The 24,525-nt window shown below is 70.5% G+C and carries 28 protein-coding genes; 14 read left to right on the forward strand and 14 right to left on the reverse strand.

Features of this window, described 5'->3' with window-relative positions:
* The first annotated feature begins 13 nt into the window (after nt 1-13).
* Genes FHU40_RS17515 through FHU40_RS17535 form a run of 5 tightly spaced genes read left to right on the forward strand, consistent with a single transcriptional unit; the run spans nt 14 to nt 4,626 of the window.
* A complete protein-coding gene (locus FHU40_RS17515) occupies nt 14-1,222 on the forward strand; it encodes an ABC transporter substrate-binding protein (protein ID WP_183593503.1) in 1,209 nt (402 codons plus the stop codon).
* A gap of 52 nt (nt 1,223-1,274) precedes the next feature.
* The gene (locus tag FHU40_RS17520; protein WP_183593504.1) at nt 1,275-2,147 is read left to right on the forward strand and encodes a branched-chain amino acid ABC transporter permease; all 873 of its coding nucleotides are present in this window, start codon (nt 1,275-1,277) and stop codon (nt 2,145-2,147) included.
* Nucleotides 2,144-3,196, forward strand: coding sequence for a branched-chain amino acid ABC transporter permease (locus tag FHU40_RS17525; RefSeq protein WP_183593505.1), 1,053 nt, complete (start codon nt 2,144-2,146; stop codon nt 3,194-3,196). Before FHU40_RS17520 ends, FHU40_RS17525 begins: the two co-directional genes overlap by 4 nt.
* Complete coding sequence (locus tag FHU40_RS17530) at nt 3,183-3,944, forward strand: ABC transporter ATP-binding protein (protein WP_183593880.1); 762 nt, start codon at nt 3,183-3,185, stop codon at nt 3,942-3,944. Before FHU40_RS17525 ends, FHU40_RS17530 begins: the two co-directional genes overlap by 14 nt.
* Complete coding sequence (locus tag FHU40_RS17535; protein WP_183593506.1) at nt 3,931-4,626, forward strand: ABC transporter ATP-binding protein; 696 nt, start codon at nt 3,931-3,933, stop codon at nt 4,624-4,626. Before FHU40_RS17530 ends, FHU40_RS17535 begins: the two co-directional genes overlap by 14 nt.
* A 240-nt stretch (nt 4,627-4,866) precedes the next feature.
* On the opposite strand, the gene FHU40_RS17540 is transcribed toward FHU40_RS17535, so the two are convergent.
* From FHU40_RS17540 to FHU40_RS17565, 6 genes are all read right to left on the reverse strand, one after another.
* Nucleotides 4,867-5,193, reverse strand: coding sequence for a cupin domain-containing protein (locus FHU40_RS17540; protein ID WP_183593507.1), 327 nt, complete (start codon nt 5,191-5,193; stop codon nt 4,867-4,869).
* A gap of 74 nt (nt 5,194-5,267) precedes the next feature.
* Entirely contained in the window at nt 5,268-6,077 is an 810-nt protein-coding gene (locus tag FHU40_RS17545; RefSeq protein ID WP_183593508.1) for an enoyl-CoA hydratase, read from the reverse strand.
* Complete coding sequence (locus FHU40_RS17550; protein ID WP_221199885.1) at nt 6,074-6,898, reverse strand: thiamine pyrophosphate-dependent enzyme; 825 nt, start codon at nt 6,896-6,898, stop codon at nt 6,074-6,076. The genes FHU40_RS17545 and FHU40_RS17550 overlap by 4 nt, the downstream gene beginning before the upstream one ends.
* Complete coding sequence (locus FHU40_RS17555; protein WP_215524750.1) at nt 6,895-8,019, reverse strand: thiamine pyrophosphate-binding protein; 1,125 nt, start codon at nt 8,017-8,019, stop codon at nt 6,895-6,897. The genes FHU40_RS17550 and FHU40_RS17555 overlap by 4 nt, the downstream gene beginning before the upstream one ends.
* 2 nt (nt 8,020-8,021) lie before the next feature.
* Complete coding sequence (locus tag FHU40_RS17560; RefSeq protein WP_183593883.1) at nt 8,022-8,315, reverse strand: 4Fe-4S dicluster domain-containing protein; 294 nt, start codon at nt 8,313-8,315, stop codon at nt 8,022-8,024.
* Nucleotides 8,316-8,317: 2 nt separating this feature from the next.
* A complete protein-coding gene (locus FHU40_RS17565) occupies nt 8,318-8,908 on the reverse strand; it encodes a 2-oxoacid:ferredoxin oxidoreductase subunit gamma family protein (protein WP_215524749.1) in 591 nt (196 codons plus the stop codon).
* 98 nt (nt 8,909-9,006) lie between these two features.
* Between FHU40_RS17565 and FHU40_RS17570 the strand changes: the two genes are divergently transcribed.
* The 3 genes from FHU40_RS17570 (at nt 9,007) to FHU40_RS29600 (ending at nt 12,290) form a co-directional block, all read left to right on the forward strand.
* Nucleotides 9,007-9,666 carry a TetR/AcrR family transcriptional regulator gene (locus tag FHU40_RS17570; protein ID WP_183593510.1) on the forward strand — a complete coding sequence of 220 codons (660 nt, stop codon included), beginning with the start codon at nt 9,007-9,009 and terminating at the stop codon, nt 9,664-9,666.
* A 17-nt stretch (nt 9,667-9,683) separates the two neighbouring features.
* On the forward strand, nt 9,684-11,162 hold the full coding sequence (locus FHU40_RS17575; RefSeq protein WP_183593511.1) for a class I adenylate-forming enzyme family protein: 1,479 nt from the start codon (nt 9,684-9,686) through the stop codon (nt 11,160-11,162).
* Between the two features lie 69 nt (nt 11,163-11,231).
* Nucleotides 11,232-12,290 (forward strand): NAD(P)-dependent oxidoreductase, encoded by a 1,059-nt coding sequence (locus FHU40_RS29600; protein ID WP_183593512.1) that lies wholly within the window; start codon nt 11,232-11,234, stop codon nt 12,288-12,290.
* Nucleotides 12,291-12,370: 80 nt separating this feature from the next.
* Here the strand turns inward: FHU40_RS29600 and FHU40_RS17585 are convergent, their stop codons facing one another.
* From FHU40_RS17585 to FHU40_RS17600, 4 genes are read right to left on the reverse strand one after another with little or no spacing between them, the layout of a single operon-like run.
* Nucleotides 12,371-13,141 carry an ABC transporter ATP-binding protein gene (locus FHU40_RS17585; protein WP_183593513.1) on the reverse strand — a complete coding sequence of 257 codons (771 nt, stop codon included), beginning with the start codon at nt 13,139-13,141 and terminating at the stop codon, nt 12,371-12,373.
* The gene (locus FHU40_RS17590) at nt 13,141-14,019 is read right to left on the reverse strand and encodes an ABC transporter permease (RefSeq protein ID WP_183593514.1); all 879 of its coding nucleotides are present in this window, start codon (nt 14,017-14,019) and stop codon (nt 13,141-13,143) included. Before FHU40_RS17590 ends, FHU40_RS17585 begins: the two co-directional genes overlap by 1 nt.
* On the reverse strand, nt 14,016-14,336 hold the full coding sequence (locus FHU40_RS17595; RefSeq protein WP_183593515.1) for a hypothetical protein: 321 nt from the start codon (nt 14,334-14,336) through the stop codon (nt 14,016-14,018). The genes FHU40_RS17590 and FHU40_RS17595 overlap by 4 nt, the downstream gene beginning before the upstream one ends.
* Entirely contained in the window at nt 14,333-15,376 is a 1,044-nt protein-coding gene (locus FHU40_RS17600; RefSeq protein ID WP_183593516.1) for an ABC transporter substrate-binding protein, read from the reverse strand. Before FHU40_RS17600 ends, FHU40_RS17595 begins: the two co-directional genes overlap by 4 nt.
* Before the next feature lie 192 nt (nt 15,377-15,568).
* On the opposite strand from FHU40_RS17600, the gene FHU40_RS17605 reads away from it, so the two are divergent.
* The 5 genes from FHU40_RS17605 (at nt 15,569) to FHU40_RS17625 (ending at nt 20,127) form a co-directional block, all read left to right on the forward strand.
* Nucleotides 15,569-16,729 (forward strand): acyl-CoA dehydrogenase family protein, encoded by a 1,161-nt coding sequence (locus FHU40_RS17605; RefSeq protein ID WP_183593517.1) that lies wholly within the window; start codon nt 15,569-15,571, stop codon nt 16,727-16,729.
* Between the two features lie 9 nt (nt 16,730-16,738).
* A complete protein-coding gene (locus FHU40_RS17610) occupies nt 16,739-17,839 on the forward strand; it encodes an acyl-CoA dehydrogenase family protein (protein ID WP_183593518.1) in 1,101 nt (366 codons plus the stop codon).
* Entirely contained in the window at nt 17,836-18,270 is a 435-nt protein-coding gene (locus FHU40_RS17615; protein WP_183593519.1) for a nuclear transport factor 2 family protein, read from the forward strand. The genes FHU40_RS17610 and FHU40_RS17615 overlap by 4 nt, the downstream gene beginning before the upstream one ends.
* Nucleotides 18,267-19,199, forward strand: coding sequence for a TIGR03619 family F420-dependent LLM class oxidoreductase (locus tag FHU40_RS17620; RefSeq protein WP_183593520.1), 933 nt, complete (start codon nt 18,267-18,269; stop codon nt 19,197-19,199). The genes FHU40_RS17615 and FHU40_RS17620 overlap by 4 nt, the downstream gene beginning before the upstream one ends.
* A gap of 91 nt (nt 19,200-19,290) precedes the next feature.
* Complete coding sequence (locus tag FHU40_RS17625; RefSeq protein WP_183593521.1) at nt 19,291-20,127, forward strand: universal stress protein; 837 nt, start codon at nt 19,291-19,293, stop codon at nt 20,125-20,127.
* 12 nt (nt 20,128-20,139) lie between these two features.
* Here the strand turns inward: FHU40_RS17625 and FHU40_RS17630 are convergent, their stop codons facing one another.
* The 4 genes from FHU40_RS17630 to FHU40_RS17645 form a co-directional block, all read right to left on the reverse strand.
* Nucleotides 20,140-21,024 carry a universal stress protein gene (locus tag FHU40_RS17630; RefSeq protein WP_183593522.1) on the reverse strand — a complete coding sequence of 295 codons (885 nt, stop codon included), beginning with the start codon at nt 21,022-21,024 and terminating at the stop codon, nt 20,140-20,142.
* A complete protein-coding gene (locus tag FHU40_RS17635; RefSeq protein ID WP_183593523.1) occupies nt 21,021-21,323 on the reverse strand; it encodes a hypothetical protein in 303 nt (100 codons plus the stop codon). Before FHU40_RS17635 ends, FHU40_RS17630 begins: the two co-directional genes overlap by 4 nt.
* Nucleotides 21,324-21,529: 206 nt before the next feature.
* Nucleotides 21,530-22,627, reverse strand: a complete 1,098-nt coding sequence (locus FHU40_RS17640) for an Acg family FMN-binding oxidoreductase (RefSeq protein WP_425490181.1) — start codon at nt 22,625-22,627, stop codon at nt 21,530-21,532.
* A gap of 174 nt (nt 22,628-22,801) precedes the next feature.
* Nucleotides 22,802-23,365, reverse strand: coding sequence for a flavodoxin family protein (locus tag FHU40_RS17645; protein WP_183593525.1), 564 nt, complete (start codon nt 23,363-23,365; stop codon nt 22,802-22,804).
* Nucleotides 23,366-23,614: 249 nt separating this feature from the next.
* Here FHU40_RS17645 and FHU40_RS17650 point away from each other — a divergent pair, with 249 nt between their 5' ends.
* On the forward strand, nt 23,615-24,490 hold the full coding sequence (locus FHU40_RS17650; RefSeq protein ID WP_183593526.1) for a universal stress protein: 876 nt from the start codon (nt 23,615-23,617) through the stop codon (nt 24,488-24,490).
* Nucleotides 24,491-24,525 lie beyond the last annotated feature (35 nt).

Raw genomic sequence — 24,525 nt, forward strand, 5'->3', positions numbered from 1 at the left:
CCTAGGAGGACTCTTGTTCACGTCACGACCTCTGATCGCCGCATCGGCGGCGACCGCTGCCGTCATCCTTCTCGCCGCGTGCAGCGGTGCGGACGGAAGCGACGAGGGCAGCAAGGCCCAGGACGACGTCCGCCTTGCGTTCCTGTGGGAGATCGAGGGGGAGAGCCCGGTCGGGCTGTCCGACTTCCAGAACGGCGCCGACCTCGCGATCGACGAGATCAACGAGGCCGGCGGCATCGACGGCCGCCAGGTCACCTACACGCGAGTGCCCGCATCCCCGCTCGATCCGCAGGCCTCCACGGCCGCCTTCCTGAAGGCGACCAACGACGAGCCGGCGGCGATGGTGGGGTTCCTCGCGTCCGGCCAGGCCGTCGCGGCGAAGTCCGCGCTCGATCGTGCCCAGATCCCGGTCATCGGCATCTACGAGGCCGATGACGCCGTCCGCTTCGGCAACCAGGGCAGCGAGTTCAGCTGGGCGCTGAACGGCTCCGGTCAGGGAACCAGCCTGGCCGCGGTGGAGTTCATGACCGAGGACCTCGGCCTCACCTCACTCGGGCTGATGGGGACCAACGAGGCCTTCGGCCTCGGGCAGATCGAGTCGAGCGAGGCGGCCCTCGACGAGCTGGGCGCCACCTCGGTGGGCACCGTCACCTACGACCCCACGGCGACCGACCTGACCCAGCAGGTCCTCGCCATGAAGGACGCCGACGGCGTGCTGAACTGGGGCTATCCCAACCCGCTCGCCGTCCAGCTGAAGCAGTTCGTCGAGAACGGTCTGACCATCCCGACCATGACCGGTGCCTCCGGCCCGATCGTCGTGAACGCCGGGCTCGCCACCGGCAAGGCGATCGCCAACTTCTACAGTGCGCTGCCCTGCAACCCGGGTGGCACCGAGAGCGCGGCGCTGCAGGACTTCGCCGCCGCCTATCAGGAGAAGTACGACGCATCGGCGACCAACCTCGCCGCCCAGGCCTACGACGCGGTGTACGTCGCCAAGAAGGCCATCGAGGAGGCCGGCAGCGATGCGGGCGCCGACGTGAACGAGGCCCTGGCCGAGATCAGCGTCGCCCCGGAGGACGGCATCGTCTGCTCGAGTGGCTACCAGGCGGATGGCTCGCACATCCTGAACCACGAGGTCAACATCGCGCGGTTCCACGCCGACGGTTCCTCCGAGACGGTGTCGACGATCCAGGTGCCCGAACTGCCGGTCGCGGGGGAGTGACGCAGGTGCGGTCGAGGTTCGCGTCCGGCGAACCCGTGGCGGGGTGAGGGCGGTGGACAAGTTCATCGCCCTCACCGCCAGCGGCATCGCGTACGGCGCCGTGCTGACGCTGGTGGCCCTCGGCTTCCTGGTGCTCTACAACGCCACCGGAATCGTCAACTTCGCCAACGGCGACCTGGTGACGCTCGGTGCCTACGTGGGCATCTGGACGACCGTCGATCTGGGCCTGCCGACGATCCCGTCGTTCCTGGTCACGCTGGCCCTGATGGCCGTCGTCGGGCTGGTGCTGGAGGCCCTGGCCTACGAGCCCCTGCGCAACCAACCCGCGCTCGTGGCGGTGATGGGGACGCTCGCAGCGGCGATCATCCTGCGTGGGGTCATCGGCATCTGGCAGGGCTCGACGCCGCGAGCGCTGCCGAGTCCGGTCGGCGACGCGGTCGTCCATATCGGCGGCGCGCCCATCGCGGGCCACCGGATCCTCATCGTGGTGGTCTCCGGGATCGCGGTCTGCCTGGTGGGACTGCTGTTCACCCGCACCTCGTTCGGTCGTCAGCTCCGCGCGCTCGCCGACGATCCGACGACCACCCGGCTGATGGGCGTGCGCGTGCGCGCGGCCGCGCGCATCAGCTTCGTCGCCTCGGCCGTCCTGGCCGGATTGGGCGGTCTGCTGATCGCTCCCATCGGCGCCGTGGACCTCACCTTCGGCTTCAACCTGATGATCACCGCCTTCGCGGCGGCGATCCTCGGTGGCTTCGGCAGTCTGCGTGGCGTCGTGATCGCATCGTTCGTGATCGGCCTGCTGCAGGCGCTGGTCGGCGGCTACTTCCTGGTGGGCTACTCCAGCGTCCTGGGCGCTGTGCTCCTCCTGGCGGTGCTGGCGGTGCGCCCGAGCGGCCTGTTCTCGATGGAGAGGTCGAGACTGTGAGTTCCCGGATCGCGTTCCCCGCCCGGCTGCGTCCCACGGCCGCCACCGCGCCGGTGGAGGTCGAGCACTACCGCCGGCGCCGCGTGAGCCTCGTCCTGTTGATGGCCGTCGTCGCCGCGTTCGCGCTGCCCGCCATGGCGACCAGTCGCTCGGACGCCTACCAGGTCAACGTGTGGCTGCTCTACTCCATCGCCGCGCTGGGCTTCTACTGGATGTTCTGCCTGGGTGGGAAGTTCGCCTTCTCCCAGGCATTCCTGATGGGCCTCGGAGGCTTCGTCTCCGCGGCTGTGACCCAGGGCGGCGAGCGGTCGTTCCTCTGGGGGGTCGTCGTCGCGGTCGCGACGACGGCGGCACTCGGCGCCGCGCTCGGGTGGGTCCTCCGGGGCTGCGGCGAGTTCTACTTCGCGCTGGGCACGTTCGCCTTCGTCCAGCTCGGGTCGGTCTACGTTCAGAACAACGACTGGATCGGCGGCCAGCACGGCACCCAGTTCGGGCTGGCGCCACCGACGATCGGGGATCGGGTGTTCCTCTCCGATCAGGACGTGTTCTGGCTGATCCTCGCCGTGCTGACCGTCTGCATGGTCGCCGCCGCGCTGATTGAACGGTCGCCGGCGCGTCGTACCGCGCTCGCCGCACGGACCAACCCGCTGGTCTCCGCGCTCTCGGGCGTATCGGTCCGGACCACCCCGATCATGTTCCTCGCCCTCGGCTCGGCCCTGGGTGGGCTGTCCGGCGCGATCCTCGCTCACTGGCAGGGTTCCGTCGCCCTGACCAGCTACGGGCCGGACCTGGCCATCGGGATCCTCCTGATGGTCATGCTCGGCGGCACCGGGTCGATCTGGGGCCCGGTGATCGGCGCCGGTGTCTATGTGTTCCTCCCCACCACCCTGACCGGCCTCGAGCAGTACTCCGAGGTCGTCTACGGCGCACTCCTGCTGATCTGCATCGTGGCAGCTCCCAGCGGGATCGCCGGCGGGGTGGAGCGGGTCTGGCGCTACCTCTCCCGTCGGCTGCGACGGGGTCGAAGGAGTACGGATGTTGCGGGCTGAGGGCGTCAGCGTCCACTACGGCGGAGTCCGGGCCGTCGACGGCGTCGACGCGCACCTCGACGAGGGGGAGCTGCTCGGCCTGATCGGGCCGAACGGCAGCGGCAAGAGCACGCTGCTCAACGCCTTGTGCGGTGTCGTCGCGGCGTCCGGCAAGGTCCGCATCGACGGCCGGCCGATGCCACTGGGCAGCCCGGCGGCCGCCCGGCGCAACGGCATCGCGCGCGTGTTCCAGGTCCCCCAGACCTACCCCGAGCTCAGCGCGCTCGAGAACGTCGTGGTGGGCAGTCACGAGCAGGGCCTCGTCGGCGTCGCCGGGGCCTGGTTCCGGCGCCGTGCGATGTGGCGGCTGGAGCGGTCCCGGTGCCGCGAGGCGATGGAGACCCTGGAGATGTTGGGGCTGGCCGACGTCGCCGCCGCGCCGGCCGAGTCCCTGAGCTACGGCCAGCGCCGCCTCGTCGACCTCGCCCGCGCCATGGTCGCCCAACCCCGGCTCGTGCTGCTCGACGAGCCGAGCGCCGGCCTCAACGACAGCGAGACCGAGCACCTGGGTGGGCTGCTGCGCACGATCAACCGCGACCTCCCGATGGTGCTGGTCGACCACAAGATGGGGCTCATCACCAGCCTGTGCCATCGGGTGACGGTCCTCGACACCGGGACCGTCGTCGCCGACGGTCCCCCCGGCGAGGTGCTCGCCGACCCTGCCGTGATCCGCGCCTACCTGGGAGGACCCGTCGATGCTGAGAGTTGACTCGCTCGAGGTCCACTACGGCAGCACGCACGCCGTGCGGGGAGTGTCCTTCGAGCTGGCCGAGGCGGGGTCGCTCGCGTTGCTCGGCGCCAACGGGGCCGGCAAGAGCTCGGTGCTGTCGGCGCTCAGCCGGCTGGTTCCCTCCACCGGCCAGGTGCACCTCGCCGGCGAGGACATCACCAGGCTCCCGGCCGAACGCGTCACCCGAGCCGGGCTGATCCACGTGCCCGAAGGTCGTCGGGTCTTCCCGAGCCTCAGCGTTCACGAGAACCTCCTGATGGGCCTGATCGCCCGCGGGAGCAGGTCGGCCGAGTATGCGATCGACGACGTGTACGACCTCTTCCCGCCGCTGCGGCCGCTTCGCCGGCGCTCGGGCTACGCCCTGTCCGGCGGCGAGGCCCAGATGGTCGCCGTCGGGCGCGGGCTCCTCGGCGCGCCCAACGTGATGATGGTCGACGAGCCGTCCCTCGGCCTCTCGCCGCTGATGACCGAGACCGTGGCGGAGGCCCTGATCACGGTCTCCGCACGCACCTCGCTCGTCGTGGTCGAGCAGAACCTCCAGGTGGCCACCCGCATCTGTTCCGACGCGATCGTGCTGAGGGCGGGCGAGGTCGTCCTGCGCGGCTCCTCGGCCGACGTACTCGGCTCCGAGGACGTCGTCTCCTCCTACCTGTCGGCCTAGGCCACGGCCGCGGCGTCAGGCTGCCGGCAGCCGCTGCCCTGCGGCTCGCCGGATCCCCGGACGGCCATGGCGCGCGCAGCCGCCCGCGCGCACGTCCGGACGAGCTCTGACTGCGGTGTCGTATCGGGCCGCCGGTCAGGTGCCGGCGAACCGGCGTTGCTCGCCCGCACCACGAGAACGGGCCCGGGGGAGCGACACTCGCTCCTCCGGGCCCGCCTCACAGGCTCGACCGGCTACGGCTCAGTCCTTGAGCTCCACGATGATCTCGTAGAACTCCTTCTCGCCGGTGTTCACGGCCGCCTCGACGCCCCCGCGCTCGGAGTAGAGGACGTTGCCCGGGATCACGTCCGCCTCGAGTCGCTGGCCGGCGTACTCGGCCCACGCGCCCTGGCACTCCGGTTCGAAGTCCGCGGCCACGCGGTCACCGTGGATCTGAATCATCAGGTAGTCACGCTTGTGCTCGTGGATCGGCTCCTTCTGGCCGGGAGCAAGCCGCATGTCCCACACGGCCACACGATCGTTCTCGAACAGCAGGTTGCTACCCACGTTTCCCAGGGCCTTCTCCATGACCTTTCCTTTCAATCTGAAAACACTAATTTTGATTGCAGTATCTACGTTTCTGTGACAGAGTACACAGATTTTCAGGATTCCTGTCGAGCTTGGTCGTGCTCCTTGACGTCCTGCACGCCGCCGAGGAGCGGCTGACCGGTGCGAAGCAGGGCGTTGGCGTGTCCGGTCCAGTGGATGTCGAATCCGGCCTGGAGCGCGGCGTACTGGCCGGAGACGTCGAGGGTCTGGTTGACGGCTCGCTTGGCCTGGGCGAGGGCCCAGGGGTCCATGGCCGCGATCGTAGTGGCGAGCTCCATGCTGCGGGCGTCGAGATCCTCGGTGGGGACCACGTGGTTGACCATGCCGGCGTCGTGGGCTTCGTGGGCACTGATGCGGCGGCCGGTGAAGAGCATCTCCTTGGCCTTGCGGGCGCCGAGCTCCCAGGTGTGGGCGTGGTACTCGACGCCGCAGATGCCGAAGAGCACGACGGGGTCGCTGAAGTAGGCGTCTTCGGCGGCCACGATGAGGTCGCAGGGCCAGATCACGTTCAGCGCGCCGGCGATGCAGGCTCCCTGGACGGCCGCGATGGAGGGCTTGTGGACGTCGCGCCAGCGTCGGCTGAAGCCGAGGTAGTGCTCCTGCTCCCAGCGGTAGCCGGTCTCGACCTGGCCCTTGCCCTCGATGAGGTACTTGTCGGCGGGTGAGTCGATGTCGTGGCCGGCCGAGAAGTGCCGGCCGTTGGCGCGCACGAGGATCACGACGACGTCGTCGTCCTGGGCGGCACGGGTCCAGGCCCGGTCGAGCTCGACGAGCAGCTCCGGGTCCTGGGCGTTGTGGACCTCGGGCCGATTGAGCGTCAGGCGTGCGACGCGGTCGACGACCTCGTAGGTGACCTTGCTCATCGGCCCGCACCGTGGTGGCGGGAGTCGTCGCTGCGGTCGAGCACGACGCCGAATCGGTGGATGGGCTCGATGTTGTCGTTGAGGTAGTCGGGTGCGTCAAGGGTGTCGACGAACCAGCCGGTGGGGCACATGGTGAGGATCTCGACGAACGAGCCACCTAGTCCGGCGGTTTGGACGGCGAGTGCCTCCTTGACCATCTTCTTGGTGCGGGCGACGTTCGTGTGGGTGTTGACCGCGCCGCGGGCGACGTACGCGGCGCCGTCGAGGCGGGCGATCAGGTCGCTGATGACGATGGGGTAGCCGTGCTCTTGGGCCGTGCGGCCCTCGAGGGAGTTCTTCGTGCGTTGCCCGAGGACGGTGGCTGCGGTCATGTGCCCTCCGGTCTCGCCGAAGACGCCGTTGTTGAGGAGGAAGCAGGTGACGGATTCGCCTCGTGCCATGGTGTGCAGGACCTCTTGGAGACCTTCGTTGACCATGTCGCCGTCCCCCTGGACGGTGAGGACCAGGGAGTCGGGCAGGGAGCGCTTGACTCCGGTCGCGAGCGATGGTGCGCGGCCGTGGAGGGCTTGGAGGACCTCGACGTCGAGGTTGTTGGAGTAGGCGGTATAGCAGCCGATGCCGAAGATCGCGATCGTCTTCTGGGCGAGCTCGAGTTCCTCGACGGCCTCCATGATGAGGCGCATCGCGATCGGCTCGCCGCAGCCCGGACAGAGGTGGTGTGCTCCTTGGTTGATGAGTCCCGGGGTGAAGTCGTCGACCAGCTTGGCGGCCTGGGTCGGGGCGCTGGTCGACTCGATGATGGGGAGGGAGCGGGTGGTCACGAGATCTCCTCGAGGGTCGTCTGGATCCGGGCGCGGACCGAGGTGACGTCCAGGTCGGGTGCGATGCCGAATCCGGAGGAGTCGACGCTGAGGCCCCCGATGAAGCGGACGTCGGCTCTCTCCATGACCGACAGCATCACGTCCTCGATCATCTGGCCGCGGTTGTTCTCGTAGACGGCGAACGCCTTCGCGCTGCTCGCGGCGTTGCGCAGCACCTCGGTGGGGAAGGGGTAGAGGGTGATCGGTCGGATGTAGCCGACCTTCGCCCCGTCGGCGCGCAGGTTGGCGACCGCCTCGCGGACGTACTGCGCCACCGTGCCATAGGCGACGACCACCAGGTCGGCACCCTCGAGGAACCCGGTCTCGGCGCGCGGCTGGACCTCGCGGCCCATCACGTCGAGCTCGGCGCCACGCCGGCCGTAGAACTCGGCGAGGTCGTAGCCGACGTCGTCGCCGCGCTTGGTGTCGGCGATGGGGGAGATCAGCTTGGCCTTGCCGGTCCCGCCCGTCGCCCCGTCCAGCGCCCAGCTCCGATCGGGCTCCGGCCCGAAGTCGATGCGCGCGGTCGAGACCGACTGCCAGGTGTGCGCGATGTAGTAGTCACCCATCACCAGGACCGGGTTGCGCCAGATCGCCGCCAGGTGGAATGCCTCCTGGACCAGGTACACCGCCTCGGTGACGTCCTTGGGGGCCAGCACGATGTGCCGGTAGTCGCCGTGTCCACCACCGCGCGTGGCCTGGAAGTAGTCGCCCTGGGCGCGCGCCATGTTGAGCACGACCAGCGGGAGCCGTGCGTAGGTGATCTCCGCGAGCGACTCCTGCATCAGGGACAGGCCCTGCCCGGTCGACCCGGTCGCCGCCGGCGTACCGGTCGCCGCGGCGCCCCACGCCATCCCGACCGCCTCGAGCTCGCTCTCGGCGTTCACGCAGCTCCCACCCTGCGCCGGCAGGTGCTTGGCCATGGCCTCGAGGACCTCGGTGAACGGCGTCATCGGGTAACCGGCGAAGAACCGACACCCGGCGCTGATCATCGCCCGCGCGATGGCCTCCGAACCCTCCAGGAACTCCGGCTCGGCCGCCGACTCGCTCGCCGACGACCCACTCGATGCCACCTGCGCCACGCTCACTGCACTCCTTCCGACGACTCCAACGACGACTCCGGCGGTGGATCACTCACCTCGTGCTCGACCGGCGTCTCGAACCGGTAGACCTGGAAGACGAAGTCAGGGCAGATCTGCGAGCAGGCCTTGCATCCCACGCAGCCCGGAAGGAGCTGCGGGTACGGATACCCACGGACATTGACCTCGTCGGTGGTCATCACGAGCACGTCGACCGGACATGCCGCGACACACAGATCGCAGCCCTTGCACGCGTCGACATCGATGACGACCGTGCCCGTAGAACGAATGGTCGCCATCGTCACGGCACCGCCACTCGGGACGCGCCGTCGACGGCATCTCGGCGGGCGATGTCCGACCCGGCCCGGAAGCCGACCTCGAGCGCCTCCCGGTTGAGCTCGGTCAGCTTGCCACGGTAGGCCGGGAGGGCAGCGGGGAGCGCCCCGACCAGCGACTCCAACGGCACCAGCTCGGTGATCGCGGCGAACGCACCCAGGAGCACCGTGCACGCCACCTGCTTGCGCCCGACCTCGATCGCCAACGCGGTGGCCGGCACCCGGCTCACCCGGCGAAGGTCCTGGGGAAGCTCGCCCTCGAACACCGTCGAGTCCACCACCACGAACGAGTCGGGTCGCAGCCGCGCCAGCGTGGCTTCGGAGTAGTCGTGATGCATCACGATGCCCGACCACGCCCGCTCGACCGTGGGCGGAGCGACCACGGGCTCATCGGACACGACCACCGTCGCCTCCGTGTTGCCCCCGCGCATCATCCCTCCGTAGCTGCCGAACACCTGCACGAACAGACCCGAAGCCAAAGCACTGCGAGCCATCAGCTGTGCCGACAACTGGATCCCCTGACCACCGATGCCGGTCAAGACGACCTCACGCCGCATCCCACACCACCCCTCCTCTGGAGAGCGCCACCCTAATACAGTGACTCGAATCTTGGAAGCAGTGTTTTCAAATGCGACATTTCGCGTACGATGCCGGCATGGCGAAGGAACCTCGAGTGGCCAAGTCGCTGCTCTCCGAGAAGGTCGAGAGCGGGCTGAACGAGCGGCGGGAGCGCTACACGGACGAGGTGGCGAACATCGTGGAGGCGGCCTACAAGGTCATCGAGGCCACCGACTCCACGGACCCGTCCCTCCGCGCCATCCTGAGCGAAGCAGGCATCTCGACCCCGATCTTCTACCGACACTTCGACTCCAAGGACGAGCTGCTCGTCCTGCTGTTGGACGACGGCCGCCGTCAGCTTGCGGAGTACCTCACGTCGAGGCTGGCCAAGGCCCCGACGGCGGAGGAGAAGGTGAAGGCGTGGATCGACGGCATGCTCGCTCAGGTGATCGCGCCTGCGGCGGCGCACCGCACCCGGCCGTTCTTCGTCGACCAGGGGCGACTGGACCGCACGTACGCCGCGCAGCAGCAGGAGTCCGTCCACCGTCTGGTGAGCCTCCTGCACGAGCCGGTGGCCGCGATGTCGCCGCAGCCGACCGACAAGTCCCTGGCCGAGCTCCACTCCACGGCGATCTACGGCCTCGTCACGGCGGTCATGCGCCATCACCTGACCTATGAGACGACCCCGTCCCGGGCCGAGCGGCAGCATGTCGTCGCGTTCTGCCTCGCCGGCATCCGACACTTCGCTGAGCGTTGAGAGCGAGACACGACAGCATGAGGCTTCTCGTCGGCGACATCTTCACCAACGCCGCACGTACGGTCCCCGATCGCATGGCTCTCGCCATCGGCGACCGGTCCTGGACCTTCGGTGAGCTGGACCTGATCTCTGACCAGGTCGCGCACCGCCTGCTCGAGAAGGGAGTCGGCGTCGGGGACCACGTGAGCCTCCGGGCCGACCTCAGCCTGGCCACCGTCGCGCTCTTCGCGGCCACCGCCAAGATCGGTGCGGTCTTCGTCCCGATCGATCCCGCCCTGTCGGACGTGGAGGTCAGCCGCCTGCACGCCACGTTCGACGCGGCGCTGAGCCTGGACACCCACGGCGCGGCGCACCTTGTCGAGCACGCGATCGAGCTCGGCCCGGTCGACCCGATCGACGACAGCGAGCTCCACGAGGGCCTGACCCAGGTCATGTTCTTCACGAGCGGCAGCACCGGCGAGCCCAAGGGCATCGCGCTCGGCCAGCGGGTGTTGTCGTTGCGCAGCCACCCGGGCGCCCAGCCGGAGGACCGTGGCTCGGCCGTGTGCCCGTTCCCGCTGTTCCACGTGGCCGGCTGGGCGACCACCCTCCAGCAGTGGCAGGCTCGCGCGGCCGTCATCTATCCCGAGACCTTCCGGGCCGACGCCATCTGCCGGGTCGTGGCGGCCTACCGGGCCGAGCGCATCTACTGCATCCCCGCGATCTGGCGGCGGATCCTCGACCATGTCGCCGAGGCTCGAGCCGTGGGTGGCCCGCTCCCCGACCTGTCGTCGATCCGCTTCGCCGACACGGGCACCTCGGCCACGCCGCTGAGCCTGATCGAAGCCATCCAGGAGCTCGTTCCCCAGGCACGGGTCCGGGTCTTCTACGGATCGACGGAGGGTGGCGCCGTCACCTGTCTGCAGGGTGAGGCGCTGACCGAGCGGGTGGGCTCGTGCGGGCTCCCGATGCAAGGGATCCGGCTCCGCACCGGCGGCGACGGCGAGCTGCAGCTCCAGGGGCCCTGCGTCCTCGAACCGGTGACCGCCGACGACCCGCAGTTCACCGCCGACGGCTGGTTCCGGACCGGCGACCTGGCCGAGATCGACGACCAGGGGTACGTCTACATCGTCGGCCGCGCCAAGGAGGTCATCCGATCGGGAGGCCATTCGGTGTCCCCGGTCGAGGTGGAGGCGGTGCTGGCGACGGTCCCCGGCATCCGCGACGTCGCGGTCATCGGCCTGCCGGACCCGGACTGGGGCGAGATCATCTGCGCGGTCGTGGTGGGCGCCCCGGGCAGCCGGACCCCGGGACTGGAGTTCGTCCGGCGGTGCTGCTCGGACCGCCTCGCGACCTTCAAGCATCCTCGGCGGCTCGTGGTGGTCGACGAGATCCCTCGCACCGCCTCGACCCAGCAGGTTCGCCGGCGGCTCCTGGCGGCGCAGATCGGTGATGCGCCGGTGTCGTCATCGGCGTCATCGGCGCCGCAGTCGCCGGACCGGGTGCCGGCCGGCTGACCGCTGCTCCACCCCGCGTGCTGGTCGCGACGGGAACCTCCGTGGATCGATCGTGAAGGAGCTCGACCTGTGTCCAATGATCTTGTCACCGTGGCGATCATGTTTCCGGCGTCGTGGGACCACCGCCCGGCGGAGGCTCTCGCGGCCGATGTGGCGCGACTGAAGGCGATCAGCCCGCGCATCGAGGTGGTCGACGAGCGCTACTCCGATCCCGACGAGCTGCGCTTGCGCCGCGGTCAGGATCCGGCCGCCGACCTGCGGCGCGAGGCCGCACCGCTGACCGCCGCGCAGCGCGAGGTGCTCGGGCGGGCCGAGGTCATCCTCGCCCAGGACCTGCCCTTCGACGTCCGCGACCTGGCCCCGCGGCTGCGCTGGGTCCAGGGTGTCGGCGCCGGCATCAGCCAGCTCGAGTCCGCGGGCCTGCCCGACGAGACCGTCCGTCTCACCAGTGCCGCGGGCGTCAACTCGGTCGCCATCGCGGAGTTCGTGCTGGCGCGGATGCTCCAGCTCTTCAAGCGGCTCCCGGAGATCGACGCCCTTCAGCGCGACCGGACGTGGCAACCGACGTACGGTCGCCAGCTGGCCGGTCGCTCGATCACCGTGGTGGGCCTGGGGGCGATCGGCCGCCGGGTGGCGGTGCTGTCGCGAGCACTGGGAATGCAGGTGCACGCGGTCCGGCAGAGCGCCCGGACCGGGGACCTCGATCCCGACGTGGACCGGCTCTTCGGGCCCGACGACCTGCTGTCGGCCGTGTCGGGCGCCGACGTCGTCGTCGCCGCGGTGCCCGAGAGCGAGCAGACCCGGGACCTGTTCGACGCGAAGGTGTTCGCGACGATGCCCGCGGGAGGCGTGTTCATCAACGTCGGCCGCGGCAGCGCGGTCAACGAGGACGACCTCGTGGCGGCGCTCGAGGACGGGCACCTGCGGGGCGCCGCGCTGGACGTGGTGAAGCAGGAGCCGCTCCAGCCGGGCTCACCCCTCTGGGATGCTCCGAACCTGTGGGTGTCACCGCACAGCGCGGCCGCACCGGACGAGCACTGGCGCAACGTCTTCGACCTGTTCGCGGGCAACCTGGAGCGCTACCTGGCCGGTGCCGCGCTGGTCAACCAGATCGCGCAGCGCCGGTAGCGGCGACGCCGACGGCGCGACCGCCTGGTGCCCGTCGCGGACGGGCACCAGGCGGTCACCGAGGACGCCGGGGCGGGAGGTCAGGCGCTGCGGACCTCATCACGGAGCAAGTGCCACAGCTGCTCGCGGAACGCCACGAACTCCGGAGTCGCGCGGAGCTCGGGCCGCCGTGGCCGTTCGAAGGGCACCTCCTGGTCGGCCAGGAGCCGTCCCGGCCGGTTGGACATGACGAGGATGCGGTCGCCCAGGAGCGCGGCCTCCTCCAGGCTGTGCGTCACGAGCACCACCGTACGGCGGCCATCGGCCTGCCACACCTCGAGCAGCTCGTCCTGGAGCACCTGGCGGAGCTGGGCGTCGAGTGCTGCGAACGGCTCGTCCATCAACAGGATCTGCGGGTTCGGAGCGAGGGCACGGGCGATCGCGACCCGCTGTCGCATGCCACCGGACAGGGAGGCGGGGTAGGCGTCCAGGAAGTCGGAGAGTCCCGTCTTCGCCGCCCAGGACCGTGCCAGCCGATCCGCCTCGCGACGCTCGACCTTGGCGAGGTCGAGGCCCAGGCGGATGTTCGCGAGGACGGTCTTCCACGGGAAGATGCTGTAGTCCTGGAACACCATGGCGGCGTCGGGGCGACCGTCCTTGACGCGTACGCGCAGCTCGCCGGCGCTGGGCGTGACGAGGCCGGCGATCATCCGGAGCAGCGTCGACTTGCCGCAGCCGGAGGGGCCGACGACGCAGACGAACTCCCCGTCGCGGACGTCGAGGTCGACCGGGCCGAGCGCATGGATGTCACGCTTGCGCGAGTGGAAGACGCGCTCGACAGCACGGGCCTCGACAGCGTTCCCGGAACGCATCACATCACCGCCCTTCCGGCATCGCGGGGAGCCCAGGGCATCAGCAACCGGCCGACCCACTTGACGACCTCGCCCAGCACGAAGCCGAGCAGGGCGACGGCCACGATCCCGACGTACATCGCCTCCGCCCGGAGGAGCGACCAGGAGTGCCAGATGAGGTAGCCGATGCCGTCCCCACCCTGCACGAACTCGGCGCCGACGATGACCAGGATCGACACGCCCGCCGAGAGGCGGATCGAGACGAAGATCTGGGGCAGGATCGCGGGGATCACGATGTGGCGCATGGCCTGCCACGGACCCGCGCCCAGGGAGCGCCCGGCCTCGCGGTAGCTCTCGGGCATGGACATCACGGCCTCCATGGTGGCGATCCAGACGAAGAAGAAGACCGTGATGGCGATGAGCACGATCTTGGGAGCCTCGCCGATGCCGAAGATCAGCAGCAGCAGCGGCAGGAGCGCCAGCTTCGGCACGGTGTAGCAGGCCGAGAGGAACGGCTCGAGCGCGGCGCGCCAGAGCGGCGACAGGCCCAGGAGGATGCCCATGGCACACCCGCTGACCACGCCGAACGCCAGTCCGATCAGTGCGCGTCTCGTCGAGATGGCGAGCGACTCCTGGAGCTCGCCGGTCCGGACCAGCTCGACGGCGGTCGACCACACGGTCGTCGGCGCGGGGAAGAAGCGCTCGTCGAGCCAGCCGCTCGTGGAGGCGATCTGCCAGAGCGCGAAGAAGCTGATGGGCGCGACGAACGCGATCGCGACCTCGAAGCTGCGCCGCCGCCGTGCGTACGCCGCCGGTTGCCGATCACCGGGCCCGGGGCGGAACGAGAGGTGGCCCTCGGTGCTCTGCTCGTTCCCCGACTCCTGCGATGTGGTCGTCATCGTCCGTCGGCCCCCGAACCTTGGAGATCATCGGCGAGGAAGCTGTCGAGGGCGGCGGCGAGGTCGAAGAGCTCGGTGACCGTCCACGTCTGAGTGTGGTGTGCGGACATGGCCGCGAGCTCGGCGTCGACGGCATCGCCGTCGAGCGCCTCCATCACCAGGAGCCGCCCGCCTCCTGCGCGTGCCCAGGCCCCCGTCAGGACGCCGCGCTCGCGCGCGTCACGCAACTGCTCGCGAAGCTCGAGCGCGAGGCGACGTCCCTCCGCCGGCTCGATCGGACCGTGTGCACCCTCGACGAGGAACGTCCGCACGCTCACGACGTTTCCGTCAGGGTGGCGTCGATGACGTCGTCGACCGGGATCGGCTCGTCGTACTCGAGGATCCCGCCCACCTGGAGCCACACCTCCTGCAGCGTCTCGACCACGGTGTGGTCGAACGCGAGGTCGGCGGGGAACGTGTATCCGCTGCCGGAGGCGATCTGATCGGGCTTGACGCCGATCGCGTCGGCCAGCACCTTCACCACCTCGTCGTTGCTGTGGTAGTCGTCGGTGAGGTACTCCTCGTTGGTGCGCGCCAGGGCTCGCACGAAGGCCTCCCCGGTCTCGCGACGGTCGTCGAGGAGCTCGCCGGAGAGCAGGTAGCCCGCGATGGACTGATCGGGCGCGAAGCCGACCTGCAGGCTCCCGATGCCGCTCTCGCTCGCGGACGCCCAGTACGGGTCGGTGAGCCAACCTGCGCTGACGGCCTCGTTCTCCAGTGCGACGAGGATGTCGGGTCCCGTGTAGGTCGGGTACTCGAAGTCGGTGGGCTCGAGACCCAGCTCCTGCAGCCACGGGACGACGAGCACGGCATTGGACGCGCCCAGCCCGCCGCTTCCCAGACCCAGGGCCGTGCCCTTGAGCTTGTCGGCGTTCACGCTCCCGTCCGGGTTCAGGAACTCGTCCCGCACCCAGACGCCCTCCTCGGACTCGGGGTTCGGGAGGAACGCCGGCGCCACCCACTTCAGCTCGGCGCCGCTGCTGATGGCGTTGAAGATGTTCGCGGTGACAGAGGAGACGAACACGTCGATGTCGCCGGACTCCATGAGCGCAACGGCGTTGCTGGAGTCGATCGTCGTGAACTCGACGTCCAGCCCTTCGTCCTCGAAGACGCCCATGCCGTCGGCGACGATCGCCGAACCCCAGACCTCGTACGCGCCGGGCCAGCCGACCGTCACCTTCGTCGAACCGTCGGCACCCTCGCCGGCGTCGCTCTCGCCGCCGCACGCGGAGATCGCCAACGCGACCATGCTGACGGCGACGAGCAGCATCGGGCGGGAGGGTCGGGTGCGGCCGGTGTGTGGACGTGGTCGGGGCATGGTGCCTCCTGCTGAGTACGCCGCGGCGAAGCATCGCGGAACGCATGATCGGCGCTGAAATCCAGCGGTTTGATGCGGTGGTTTCTAACGAGAAAGCAATGCTTTGTCAATGGACATCGCTGCATTGACCGGTCGAGCGACGCTGGCTAGAGTGCTGCCGATTCGCCGCATCAGGAGAGGTTCATACCGTCGATGACGCAGCCGAAACAGCCCGACGCCGAGATGCTCTCGGCCTGGCGGCAGGAGGTGCGTGACTTCCTCGAGGCCGAGCTCCCGCCCGACCGGGCGTTCAACACCGAGTTCGACGACGGCCCGGAGCAGTGGGCCTACGCCGTCGAGTTCAGTCGCAAGTGCGCGGCTCGCGGTTGGATCGGTCTGACCTGGCCCGTGGAGTACGGCGGGGGCGGCCGGTCGGCCGCCGAGAACCAGGTGCTGCTGGAGGAGCTCTACGCCGCGGACGCGCCGATGGTGAACTCGGTCGGCTGGTTCCTGGCCGCGGGGACCCTCCTCGCGGGCGGCAGCGAGGAGCAGAAGCGTGAGCTGCTTCCGCGGATCGCCCGGATGGAGACCATCTGGGCAGAGGGCCTCACCGAGCCCGAGGCCGGCTCCGACCTCGGCTCCCTCCGGACGCGAGCAGTGCGCGAAGGAGACGAGTGGGTGATCACCGGCCAGAAGGCGTACACGTCGTGGGGGCCGATGTCCGACGTTCTCTATGTCGCCGCCCGCACTGCCGAGGGTACGCGCGGCGGGATCAGCATCTTCGTCGTCGATCTCTCCAGCCCGGGCGTGACACTCCACCCGATGCGGAACTTCGGCGGCGGCGTTCAGTCCAGCACGTACCTCGACGCCGTCCGGGTGCCTGCCGAGGCACTGATCGGGGAGGTCGGTCGCGGCTGGGACTACATCATGCGCGCGTTCTACGCCTCGGGGACCGTCGAGCCGATCTACGCGTCGCAGGCGCGGCGGCTCGCGGAGCTCGTGTCCTACTGCCGCTCGGTGCCGGGACGACTGGAGGCCCCGGGCATCGAGGCCGACCTCGCCGAGCTCGCCGCCATGGTCCACGCCCAGCGACTTCTCGCCCGTGAGGTCGTGGGCGACGGGATGGCCGGCCGCCGGCCGACGTACGACGGTGGGATCCAGCAGGTGCTGGCCAAGGAGTACGAGCCGCTGTTCGCGCAGATCTACGACCGGGTCCTCGGTCCGCGCAGTCAGCTGACCGCCGGCGCACCGGATGCCCTGCTCGGTGGTCGGCCCGAGGCCTGGTACCGACAGTCGTTCGCGAATCACGCCGGCGGGACACCCCAGGTGAAGCGCATGGTGCTGGCAACTCGCGGCCTCGGGCTGCCGCGGTGAGGGGGAACCGTGGAACTGACGTGGGGTGAGGACTTCGAGGCCCTGGCGCAGGTCGCTCGGTCGGTCTTCGCGAAGGACTCGCCGCTCGTCGACCGCGAGGGGGCGGTCGACGAACGGGACCGCCATCGACAGCTGGTCGAGCTCGGCTGGCTGCAGCTCCACGGTGCGCCGGGAAGCTCGGACGGCGCAGGACTCGCGAGTGCTGCGGGTGTCTTCGTGGAGATGGGGAGGGCGCTCGCGCCGAGCCCGCTGCCGGCCCTGGCCCGGGCCCGCGACCTCGCCCTGCGGATCGACTCTCCAGCTGCGGCGGACCTCGCGGAACGCATCGGCGACGGCGAGGAGTGGATCGTCGCCGTGCCTCTCGACGAGCGGTGGGGGGAAGCCCCGATGCGACTCGAGTCGGGCCGGCTGGAGGGTCGAGCGATGGCGGTGCCTCATGCCGCCCGAGCCGACGTACTCCTGGTCGGTGCGCTCGAGGGCGACCGGCCCGTGGTCGTGCGCGTCGATGCTGGTGACGTCGAGGTCGAGTTGATGCCCAACCTGGGGGAGCGGCCCCTGTTCGCGATCCGGTGCGACCGCGTGGAGGTGCGTCCCGAGGACGTGCTCGCCCGTGGCGAGGCTGCGGCGCGTGCGTGGGCCGTCTCGGGCAGGCGCGCCGACGTCATGCTCGCGGCGCAGGTCTACGGCGCGGGGCTCCGCCTGCTCGACGCGACCGTCACCTTCGCCGGGCAGCGGCACCAGTTCGGGGGACCGATCGGCCGGTTCCAGGCCGTGCAGTACCTCTGCACCGACATCGCCATCGACGTGCACCTGACGTCGGCGTACGCGCGGGAAGCCGCACGCGTCCTCGACGCCGGGGGCGACGCGGAGCTGGAGGTCGCCCTGCTGCGGCGCCAGGCGAGCCGGACGGCGCAGTCCATGGTGCACGCTGCTCACGAGGTCCACGCCGGCCTGGGGTTCATGCTCGAGTCCGACGTCCACCTCTTCACCAAGGCGGCCAAGTACTGGCAGTTCGAGCTGCACCACCCGACCGACGAGCACACGATCGTCACCTGCCTCGGCGCGGAGACCGGCGTCGAGGTACCCCGGGAGAGCGAGGTCGCCCTGTGAACATCGACGAGCTGGTCGCCCGGGAGTCGGTCCGCGACGTCTACGCGCGGTACAACCGGTCGGGCGACAAGGGGCGCCTCGACGAGCTCGCGGCGTGCTTCACGCCGCTCGGCGTCCTCGACGTGCCCGGCCACTTCGTCGCGCGTGGCCGGGAGGAGATCGTGCGTCACCTGCAGGCCTCGGCCGGCCCGTCACGCTGGACGCGCGGCGGTGCCGAGCGACCTGTCGTCAGGCACTTCCTCGCCAGCCTCCGGTTCGACGAGGTCGGGCCCGGTCTCGTGAGGTCGTCGGCCTACTTCCTGGTGTGTGCGGCCGATGCCGTCGACCATTGGGGCACCTACCGCGACGTCCTGGTGCCGACCGAGAACGGCTGGCTCTTCGAGAGCCGCTCCGTCTCCGTCGACGGCACGGCGGAGCTGGTCGAGGCATGAGGTTCACCTTCCAGTTCCCGATGCATGCCGTCGGCAACTGGCAGACCTGGGCCGGCGACGGGTCCTTGGCGGAGATCGCCGTGGCCGCCGAGGAGGTGGGCTTCTCCGCGGTGTCGGCCACCGACCATCCGTTCCCTGGCGACCGATGGCTGAGCCATGGCGGTCACCAGGCCTTCGACCCGTTCGTCGCGCTGTCCTTCATGGCGGCGGCGACCGAGCGCATCCGGTTGCTGACGTTGGTGCTGGTGGCCCCGTATCGGAACCCCTACCTGGCCGCGAACTCGGCCATGTCGCTCGACGTGCTGTCACGAGGACGGCTCATCGTCGGCATCGGCGCGGGGTACCAGCGCGCCGAGATGGACGCACTCGGCGCCTCGTACGAGGCGCGAGGAGCAACCCTCGACGCCGTCCTCGGCACGCTGCGCCGCCCCTGGAGCGGCGACGTGGTCCGTGACGAGGACGGCCCCTTCCCGGCGCCGGGCAACCGGATGCTGCCGCGGCCGTGGCAGCCGGAGGGACCGCCGGTGTGGGTCGGGGGGAACGGGGCCGCCGCCCGACGTCGGGTCCGTGACCTCGCTGACGGCTGGCTCCCGTTCGAGCAGCCGGCCGAGCGGGCGAAGGTGACCGACACCCCCAGCCTCGACGCCGCGTCCCTTCCGGAGGCGATCGACGCCATCGCCGCGGGCCGCGTCGAGCGCGGCCGTGACCCGCACTTCGACGTCTGCTTCACACCGCTGCTCTCCGGCTCGGCGCCGGAGCGTGCGGAGAAGCTCGGCTCCATCGCCTCGGATCTCGCGGGCACCGGAGTGACCCACCTCGCCGTGACTGGCCGCGCCGCGAGTCTCGCGGACTGCATCGCTGAGCTGGAGTTGCTCGGTGAGGTCGTCCGGCACGGCCCAGGTGGCGATCGTCTGCCAACGGCCGGGTGAGGCGGCTCGTCCTTCGTGGGGTCGTTGGTCCCGATGCGGCACGGACCTCCGCCCGTGGGCGACGTGCCTGGAGATCGACCACGCTGGGTCCATGGGCCACTCGATCGAGCACGGCAGCGTCGTCGTCGCCGTCGACGGATCCGGGCACGCCGACCGGGCAGTGCGTTGGGCCGCGCGACACGCATGCCTGGAGCGACGTCCGCTCGTCCTGGTGGCCGCGGCCGTGGACGCGCTCCCGATCATCGAGCGGGCGGCCGCAGCGGCACGCGACGTCGCGCCCCAGGTCCCGGTCACGCAGCTGCCCGAGCACGGCGACCCTCGCCGGATCCTGCTCGACCTGTCGGACGATGCCGGACTGCTCGTCCTGGGGTCCCGGGGCCGCGGGGCGATCCGGAGCATGTTGCTCGGGTCGGTCAGTGCCGCCGTCAGCGCCCATGCGGCGTGCCCGGTCGTCGTCTGCCGACCACCGGGGGCGGCGGACACGCGACAGGGCGTGCTCGTGGGGGCCGATGGCACGCCGGAGTCGCGCCGGGTCGTCGAGTTCGGCTATCGGTTCGCGGCGCTGCACCGGCTTCCGCTCAGCGTCGTCCACTGCTACTGGGACGCCGTGGTGGCGGTGGCGGCGTATCGGGAGGCCCGCGGTGAGCCGACGGAGGTCCCCGCGCTCGTCGAGGAGCGTGCGCTCCTGGCGGAGTCCGTGGCGGGCCTCGCCGAGCAGTTCCCGGACGTCGCGGTCACCCTGGGCCTCCGGCACGGCCTGGTGGACGAGGCACTCGCCCCTCGAGGCGAGGCCTGGGACCTGGTCGTGGTGGGGCGACACCCGATGACGAGCCTGGACCGAGTGCTCAGCGGCTCGATCGCCACGGCCGTCGTCGAGCGTTCTCGCAGCACCGTGGCGATCGTGCCCGAGCCGGCATCCCTGCCCTGATCGTCGGCGCCGTCAGGCGGTGGCCTCGATGGACGCCTCCGGCGCGGGGAGAAGCACGACCGGGCACGGGCTCTCGCGGACGGCGGCCCGGGCGATCCTCCCCAGATGGCACAGGTGGTCGGCGGATACGGTGTTGCGCCCGAGGACGAGCAGCTGCGCGTGCTCGGCGGCCTCGAGAACGACGTCGGCCCCCACGCCCCGGCGCACGACGACCTCGAACTCCACGCCGTCGTGGAGGGCACACACCTGGTGCCGCAGCCGCTTCTCGAGCTCGGCCGCCCACAGAGTGCCCAGGACGCCGTCCTCTTCGGGCCCCAGGTGCGCGGGCAGGCTCCAGCCGTGGACCACGCTCAGGGAGGTCGCCTGGATCCGCGCGTGTTCGAGGGCGGGCTTCACGAGGTCGGCGGCGTGGAAGGGCGTGCCGATGGCGACGACCACCGGGCGGGCGTCGTCACGGCGTGGCGACCAACCGGGCGGCACGCAGACGACCTCCGTGAGTGCCTTCGTGCCGATAGGTCCGTACGACAGTGACTGCAGGAGATGCAGTTCGTTCGATCGGTGGACCACCACCTGATGGGCGTCCCGGCAGGCGGCCAGCGCGGTCTCCACGCGCTCGTCAGGTGTGAGCCTGATGTCGACGGGCACCCCGGGGCCGGCAAGCACCTCGGCGACCTCGGCTGCATGGCGGAGGAACCCGGGGACGGCGTCGCCGCGACCAGTCGTCGCCGGTCCGACGACCAGGAGTGGACGGCCGCGCAGGAGCGCCGCCCGCGCCGCGTATCGCAGCGCGCTCTCGACGCCGTCATGGGGGACGGCGACGGCGATGGGCGCGGAGCTCACGTCGGGCCCGGCCCGCTCGGCAGCCACGGTCGTGCGCGTTCCGGCCGCCGGCGTCATGATTCCTCCTCGGCTCGGTCGACGTCTGACGAGCGCGCGAGGCCGACGAAGACGGCCTTGTCTCGCCGACCCAGGACCGTGATCTCAACGGCGCCCAGCAAGCGGCGCGGCAGGTCGGTCATGACCGGGCCGTGCATGCGCACCGGCTCTGAGCGCACGGCGTACCCCGGACTCGACCAGTGCGTCGGTGCGCTCGGGTACCGACCGTCGTCGCCGCGCAGGGCCGTGGAGACACCGGCCACGCCGGCTCCGGCCAGCACCGGGAGTGCGCCGACGACCAGGAGCGCCGCTGTCGTCACGATGCCGAGCGCCCGACCGGTCGTCCGCGCCTTCCGGGGGCGAGTCGGTCGACCCAGGTATGGCTCGGCCGGCCGTGTCGGAGTGGCGGTCATGAGATCACGACCTTCGTCGGGTGGACCGTACTGGTTCGCGCATCCATGCTCGTCCGGGCGCCGGTCCGCGCACAGGGGCGAACGTCATCGGCCGACCGGGACCGAGTGCCGGATCAGGTCCCGAGCACCTCGTCGAGGGGCCGTCTGGGCGTCGGTGGGAGTGCGCTGCGCGAGAGCACCTGCCAGCCGAGGCGGGCGAGGAGCACGGGGTGAGCTTCGCCGTGCAGGATGTCGAATCTGAGGCTGTCGCGCGTCTCCGGCACCTCGATCGGCTGACTCACCGGCACGAGCGACAGTCCGTGTTCCATGGCGGCGACCCACAACCGACACAGCACGTCGCCGGCGTCGAGCCAGGATGCGGGGTCGTCGTCGCGGGTCACGATGACGATGAGACCGTCGGACGACGGCGGTATCGCCGTGGCGCTGTCGTCGTCCGTCGCACGGTCTCCGCGGTCCTCGAACCGAGACGGCCGGGTGGGGCGAAGACGATCGACGGCCCCCGGGGTGGCGTTCTCGGAAGGAATGCCCTCCGTGGCGCGACGAACACCGTCGACCCAGTGCTGCTGCTCGCTCACGAACCGTTGGTCGGCGTCCTCGGCGAACATCGCGCGACTGACCAGGAGCTCGACGCGGAGCCGCTCGACGAGGCTCGTCACCGGAACGGCCGACGCCGTCCCGTAGCGGGTGGTGCAGGCCAGCCTGTGCAGCAGGATCGTGGGCACCGGCCAGCCGATGAAGCGACGACGGTCGGTCCGGCGGGTCCGCAGGAGCTCGGCACGGGCGACGGCCTCCCGCGTCGGCGGGTGGGGGGTGAAGCAGAGGGCGGCGAGATGATCGTCGTCCGGACCGGGCAGGTGCTCGGTCGCGGCGGCCCAGCCCAGACTGGACGCGCCGGCGATCGCGTAGTGCAGCGCGGCGCCGCAGCTGATCACGAGGTTGCGCCCGTCCGCGTCGGAGACGGGGAGCTGGCGGGTCCGGTCGGCGTACAGGTCGAGCCGGTGGTCCCCGACGTGCCAGGACCACGGCTGCGTGTTGTGCACGCTCGGTGCTCGCAGCGCAAACTCGACGATCCGGCTCCCGGGATCGCTGGACGCGCCCTCCCCATGGTTCGTCCTCGAAGGCGTGGACATGGTGAACCTCCGGCATCGGTGGCCGATCGACCTGTCATCGGGTGGTCGGCAGGATCGGTGATGGCTGCGACTCGTCGACATGAGCGTGCGTTCCCCAGCGATCCGGGCACAGGGGAGAAGGTCCCGGACAGGAGGTGGCCATCGGCGAGGTCCGCGACTCGTCCGTCCCGGACGGCTTGGGGGCACGAGGTCGCAGCCCGTGGACGAGGACGGCGGCGATGCCCCGCTCCGACGACCAGGAGCCGCTGCTGTCACTCATCCGGCCGCGGCCTTCGGAACGGCGACGGCACGGCAGATCCCCTGTGCCCACCGGCGGGCGCGCTCGGGCTCGCCCTCGGCCACCGGGCCCCGCAGGTCATCGACCACGAAGGCCATCGGGTGGGCGATCGAGCGATAGCCCTGGCGAGCGAGGAGGTGCGCGGCCCTGGTCGCGGCGGCCTTGGGAAGATGACGCACCCTGCTCACCCTCGTGTCGAACGCGGCGAAGGGTCGACCGTCGGCTGGTTGCCGCCGGCCCAGGGCTGCGATCCAGTCACGCAGTCCGACGAGCTCTGCCGCGGGACGTGCGCCCTGGCGAACGGCGTCGTGCCGGGTCGAGGGGCGACTCAGGGAGAACGCGTGCGTCGGCGCCCCCACGACGAGGAGGTCGAACGGGGGGATCTCCTCGGCCGACGCCTCACCGACATTGCGCAGGGTGACGGTGGCACCGGCGTCCTCGAGACCGCGTGCGACCGATCGCGCGATCTCCTCGGTGCATCCGAACATGGACTCGTAGACGACCGCGGCGCGGACTGCCGATGCGGATTCGATGCTGGTCATGGTGTGCCTCCCGGGATCGTGTTGGCTCCACTGTCGCCGCCGCTGCCGCCTCGGGCCGTGGTCCTGCGTCCCGCGATGTGAGGGAACTTGGTCCCGGCCGCGGGCCAGAGCCGCGACTGCGGAGCTCCGGTACTCGGGTCCCCGGGAGGCAGGGACGAACGACCCTGGTTTCCGTCGGCGGCGGGTACGACGTTGGGTCGACCAAGTCCGGGGCGTCCCCATGCCCGGACCCGACCGAGGGAGAACGTGATGGGCGACATCCGGTGCGGTGTCCTCGTGGCCGTGGGCCCCGACGGTGCAGGTGACGGCACGCTCGACTTCGCGGTGGCCGAGGCCCAGCGTCGGGAGACCGGGGTGGAGCTGCTCCACGTCGTCCACTCGCTGGTCGTCTCCGCGCGGGAGGAGCGGATCCAGGCCATCGACCGATCCCTGACCGCGGTCGGTCGGCGGGTGCTCAGCGACGTGTCGGCTCGGCTGCGAGGAAGGCTGGTGGACCGACTGCCGGTCTCCACCCAGCTCCTGACGGGCCCGGTATCGGCCACCATCGTGGAGCGTGCCTCCGACGCTGACCTGATCGTCCTCGAGCGTCGTGACGCGAGCAAGGTGGATCGGCTCCTGACGATGTCGATCTCGACCCGAGTCGCCGCCCGGGCGGACCGACCCGTGGCCGTCGTACCCAGCGCGTGGCGGTCCGATCCCACCGTGGAACTTCCGGTGACGGTGGGGGTCGATCGTCCGCTGGAGACGCTCGAGCAGGTGGAGACAGCGGCGGGATATGCGCGGATGGCCGGCCGTCCACTCACCGTGTTGCACGCGGTCTGGATCGCGGAGGCCTACCAGGACGCGATCGGTCTCGGACGGGACCGGGAGGAGTGGGTGCGCGAGGCGACCACTCGGGTCGAGCTGGACCTCGCCACGCTGACCGATCGCGAGTCGGTCGACCTCACCACCGACGTGTGCTGGGCACGACCCGTCGACGCCCTGGTTGCGGCCAGCCAGGCCTCGTCACTGCTCGTGCTGAGCCGCCGCGGGGACGGTCACGTCATGCGTGGAGCTCTCGGGGGGATCACGCGTGCGGTGCTACAGCACACACGGTGTCCGGTGCTGATCGTCGACCGCACCTGATCCCGTGTCGTCCGTGAGCGGCGTCCGTCACCGGC

Origin of the sequence: Nocardioides soli (genome assembly GCF_014191495.1) — a bacterium.
In the GTDB taxonomy this organism is placed as follows: Bacteria; Actinomycetota; Actinomycetes; order Propionibacteriales; family Nocardioidaceae; genus Nocardioides; species Nocardioides soli.

Excerpts from the sequence above, each read along its gene's own strand:
- FHU40_RS17530 (WP_183593880.1), top strand. The coding sequence starts at position 3,183 with ATGTTGCGGGCTGAGGGCGTCAGCGTCCACTACGGCGGAGTCCGGGCC.
- FHU40_RS17535 (WP_183593506.1), top strand. The coding sequence starts at position 3,931 with ATGCTGAGAGTTGACTCGCTCGAGGTCCACTACGGCAGCACGCACGCC.
- FHU40_RS17540 (WP_183593507.1), bottom strand. The coding sequence starts at position 5,193 with ATGGAGAAGGCCCTGGGAAACGTGGGTAGCAACCTGCTGTTCGAGAAC.
- FHU40_RS17545 (WP_183593508.1), bottom strand. The coding sequence starts at position 6,077 with ATGAGCAAGGTCACCTACGAGGTCGTCGACCGCGTCGCACGCCTGACG.
- FHU40_RS17560 (WP_183593883.1), bottom strand. The coding sequence starts at position 8,315 with ATGGCGACCATTCGTTCTACGGGCACGGTCGTCATCGATGTCGACGCG.
- FHU40_RS17565 (WP_215524749.1), bottom strand. The coding sequence starts at position 8,908 with ATGCGGCGTGAGGTCGTCTTGACCGGCATCGGTGGTCAGGGGATCCAG.
- FHU40_RS17570 (WP_183593510.1), top strand. The coding sequence starts at position 9,007 with ATGGCGAAGGAACCTCGAGTGGCCAAGTCGCTGCTCTCCGAGAAGGTC.
- FHU40_RS17575 (WP_183593511.1), top strand. The coding sequence starts at position 9,684 with ATGAGGCTTCTCGTCGGCGACATCTTCACCAACGCCGCACGTACGGTC.
- FHU40_RS17585 (WP_183593513.1), bottom strand. The coding sequence starts at position 13,141 with ATGCGTTCCGGGAACGCTGTCGAGGCCCGTGCTGTCGAGCGCGTCTTC.
- FHU40_RS17590 (WP_183593514.1), bottom strand. The coding sequence starts at position 14,019 with ATGACGACCACATCGCAGGAGTCGGGGAACGAGCAGAGCACCGAGGGC.
- FHU40_RS17600 (WP_183593516.1), bottom strand. The coding sequence starts at position 15,376 with ATGCCCCGACCACGTCCACACACCGGCCGCACCCGACCCTCCCGCCCG.
- FHU40_RS17605 (WP_183593517.1), top strand. The coding sequence starts at position 15,569 with ATGACGCAGCCGAAACAGCCCGACGCCGAGATGCTCTCGGCCTGGCGG.
- FHU40_RS17620 (WP_183593520.1), top strand. The coding sequence starts at position 18,267 with ATGAGGTTCACCTTCCAGTTCCCGATGCATGCCGTCGGCAACTGGCAG.
- FHU40_RS17625 (WP_183593521.1), top strand. The coding sequence starts at position 19,291 with ATGGGCCACTCGATCGAGCACGGCAGCGTCGTCGTCGCCGTCGACGGA.
- FHU40_RS17630 (WP_183593522.1), bottom strand. The coding sequence starts at position 21,024 with ATGACGCCGGCGGCCGGAACGCGCACGACCGTGGCTGCCGAGCGGGCC.
- FHU40_RS17640 (WP_425490181.1), bottom strand. The coding sequence starts at position 22,627 with ATGTCGACGAGTCGCAGCCATCACCGATCCTGCCGACCACCCGATGAC.
- FHU40_RS17645 (WP_183593525.1), bottom strand. The coding sequence starts at position 23,365 with ATGACCAGCATCGAATCCGCATCGGCAGTCCGCGCCGCGGTCGTCTAC.
- FHU40_RS17650 (WP_183593526.1), top strand. The coding sequence starts at position 23,615 with ATGGGCGACATCCGGTGCGGTGTCCTCGTGGCCGTGGGCCCCGACGGT.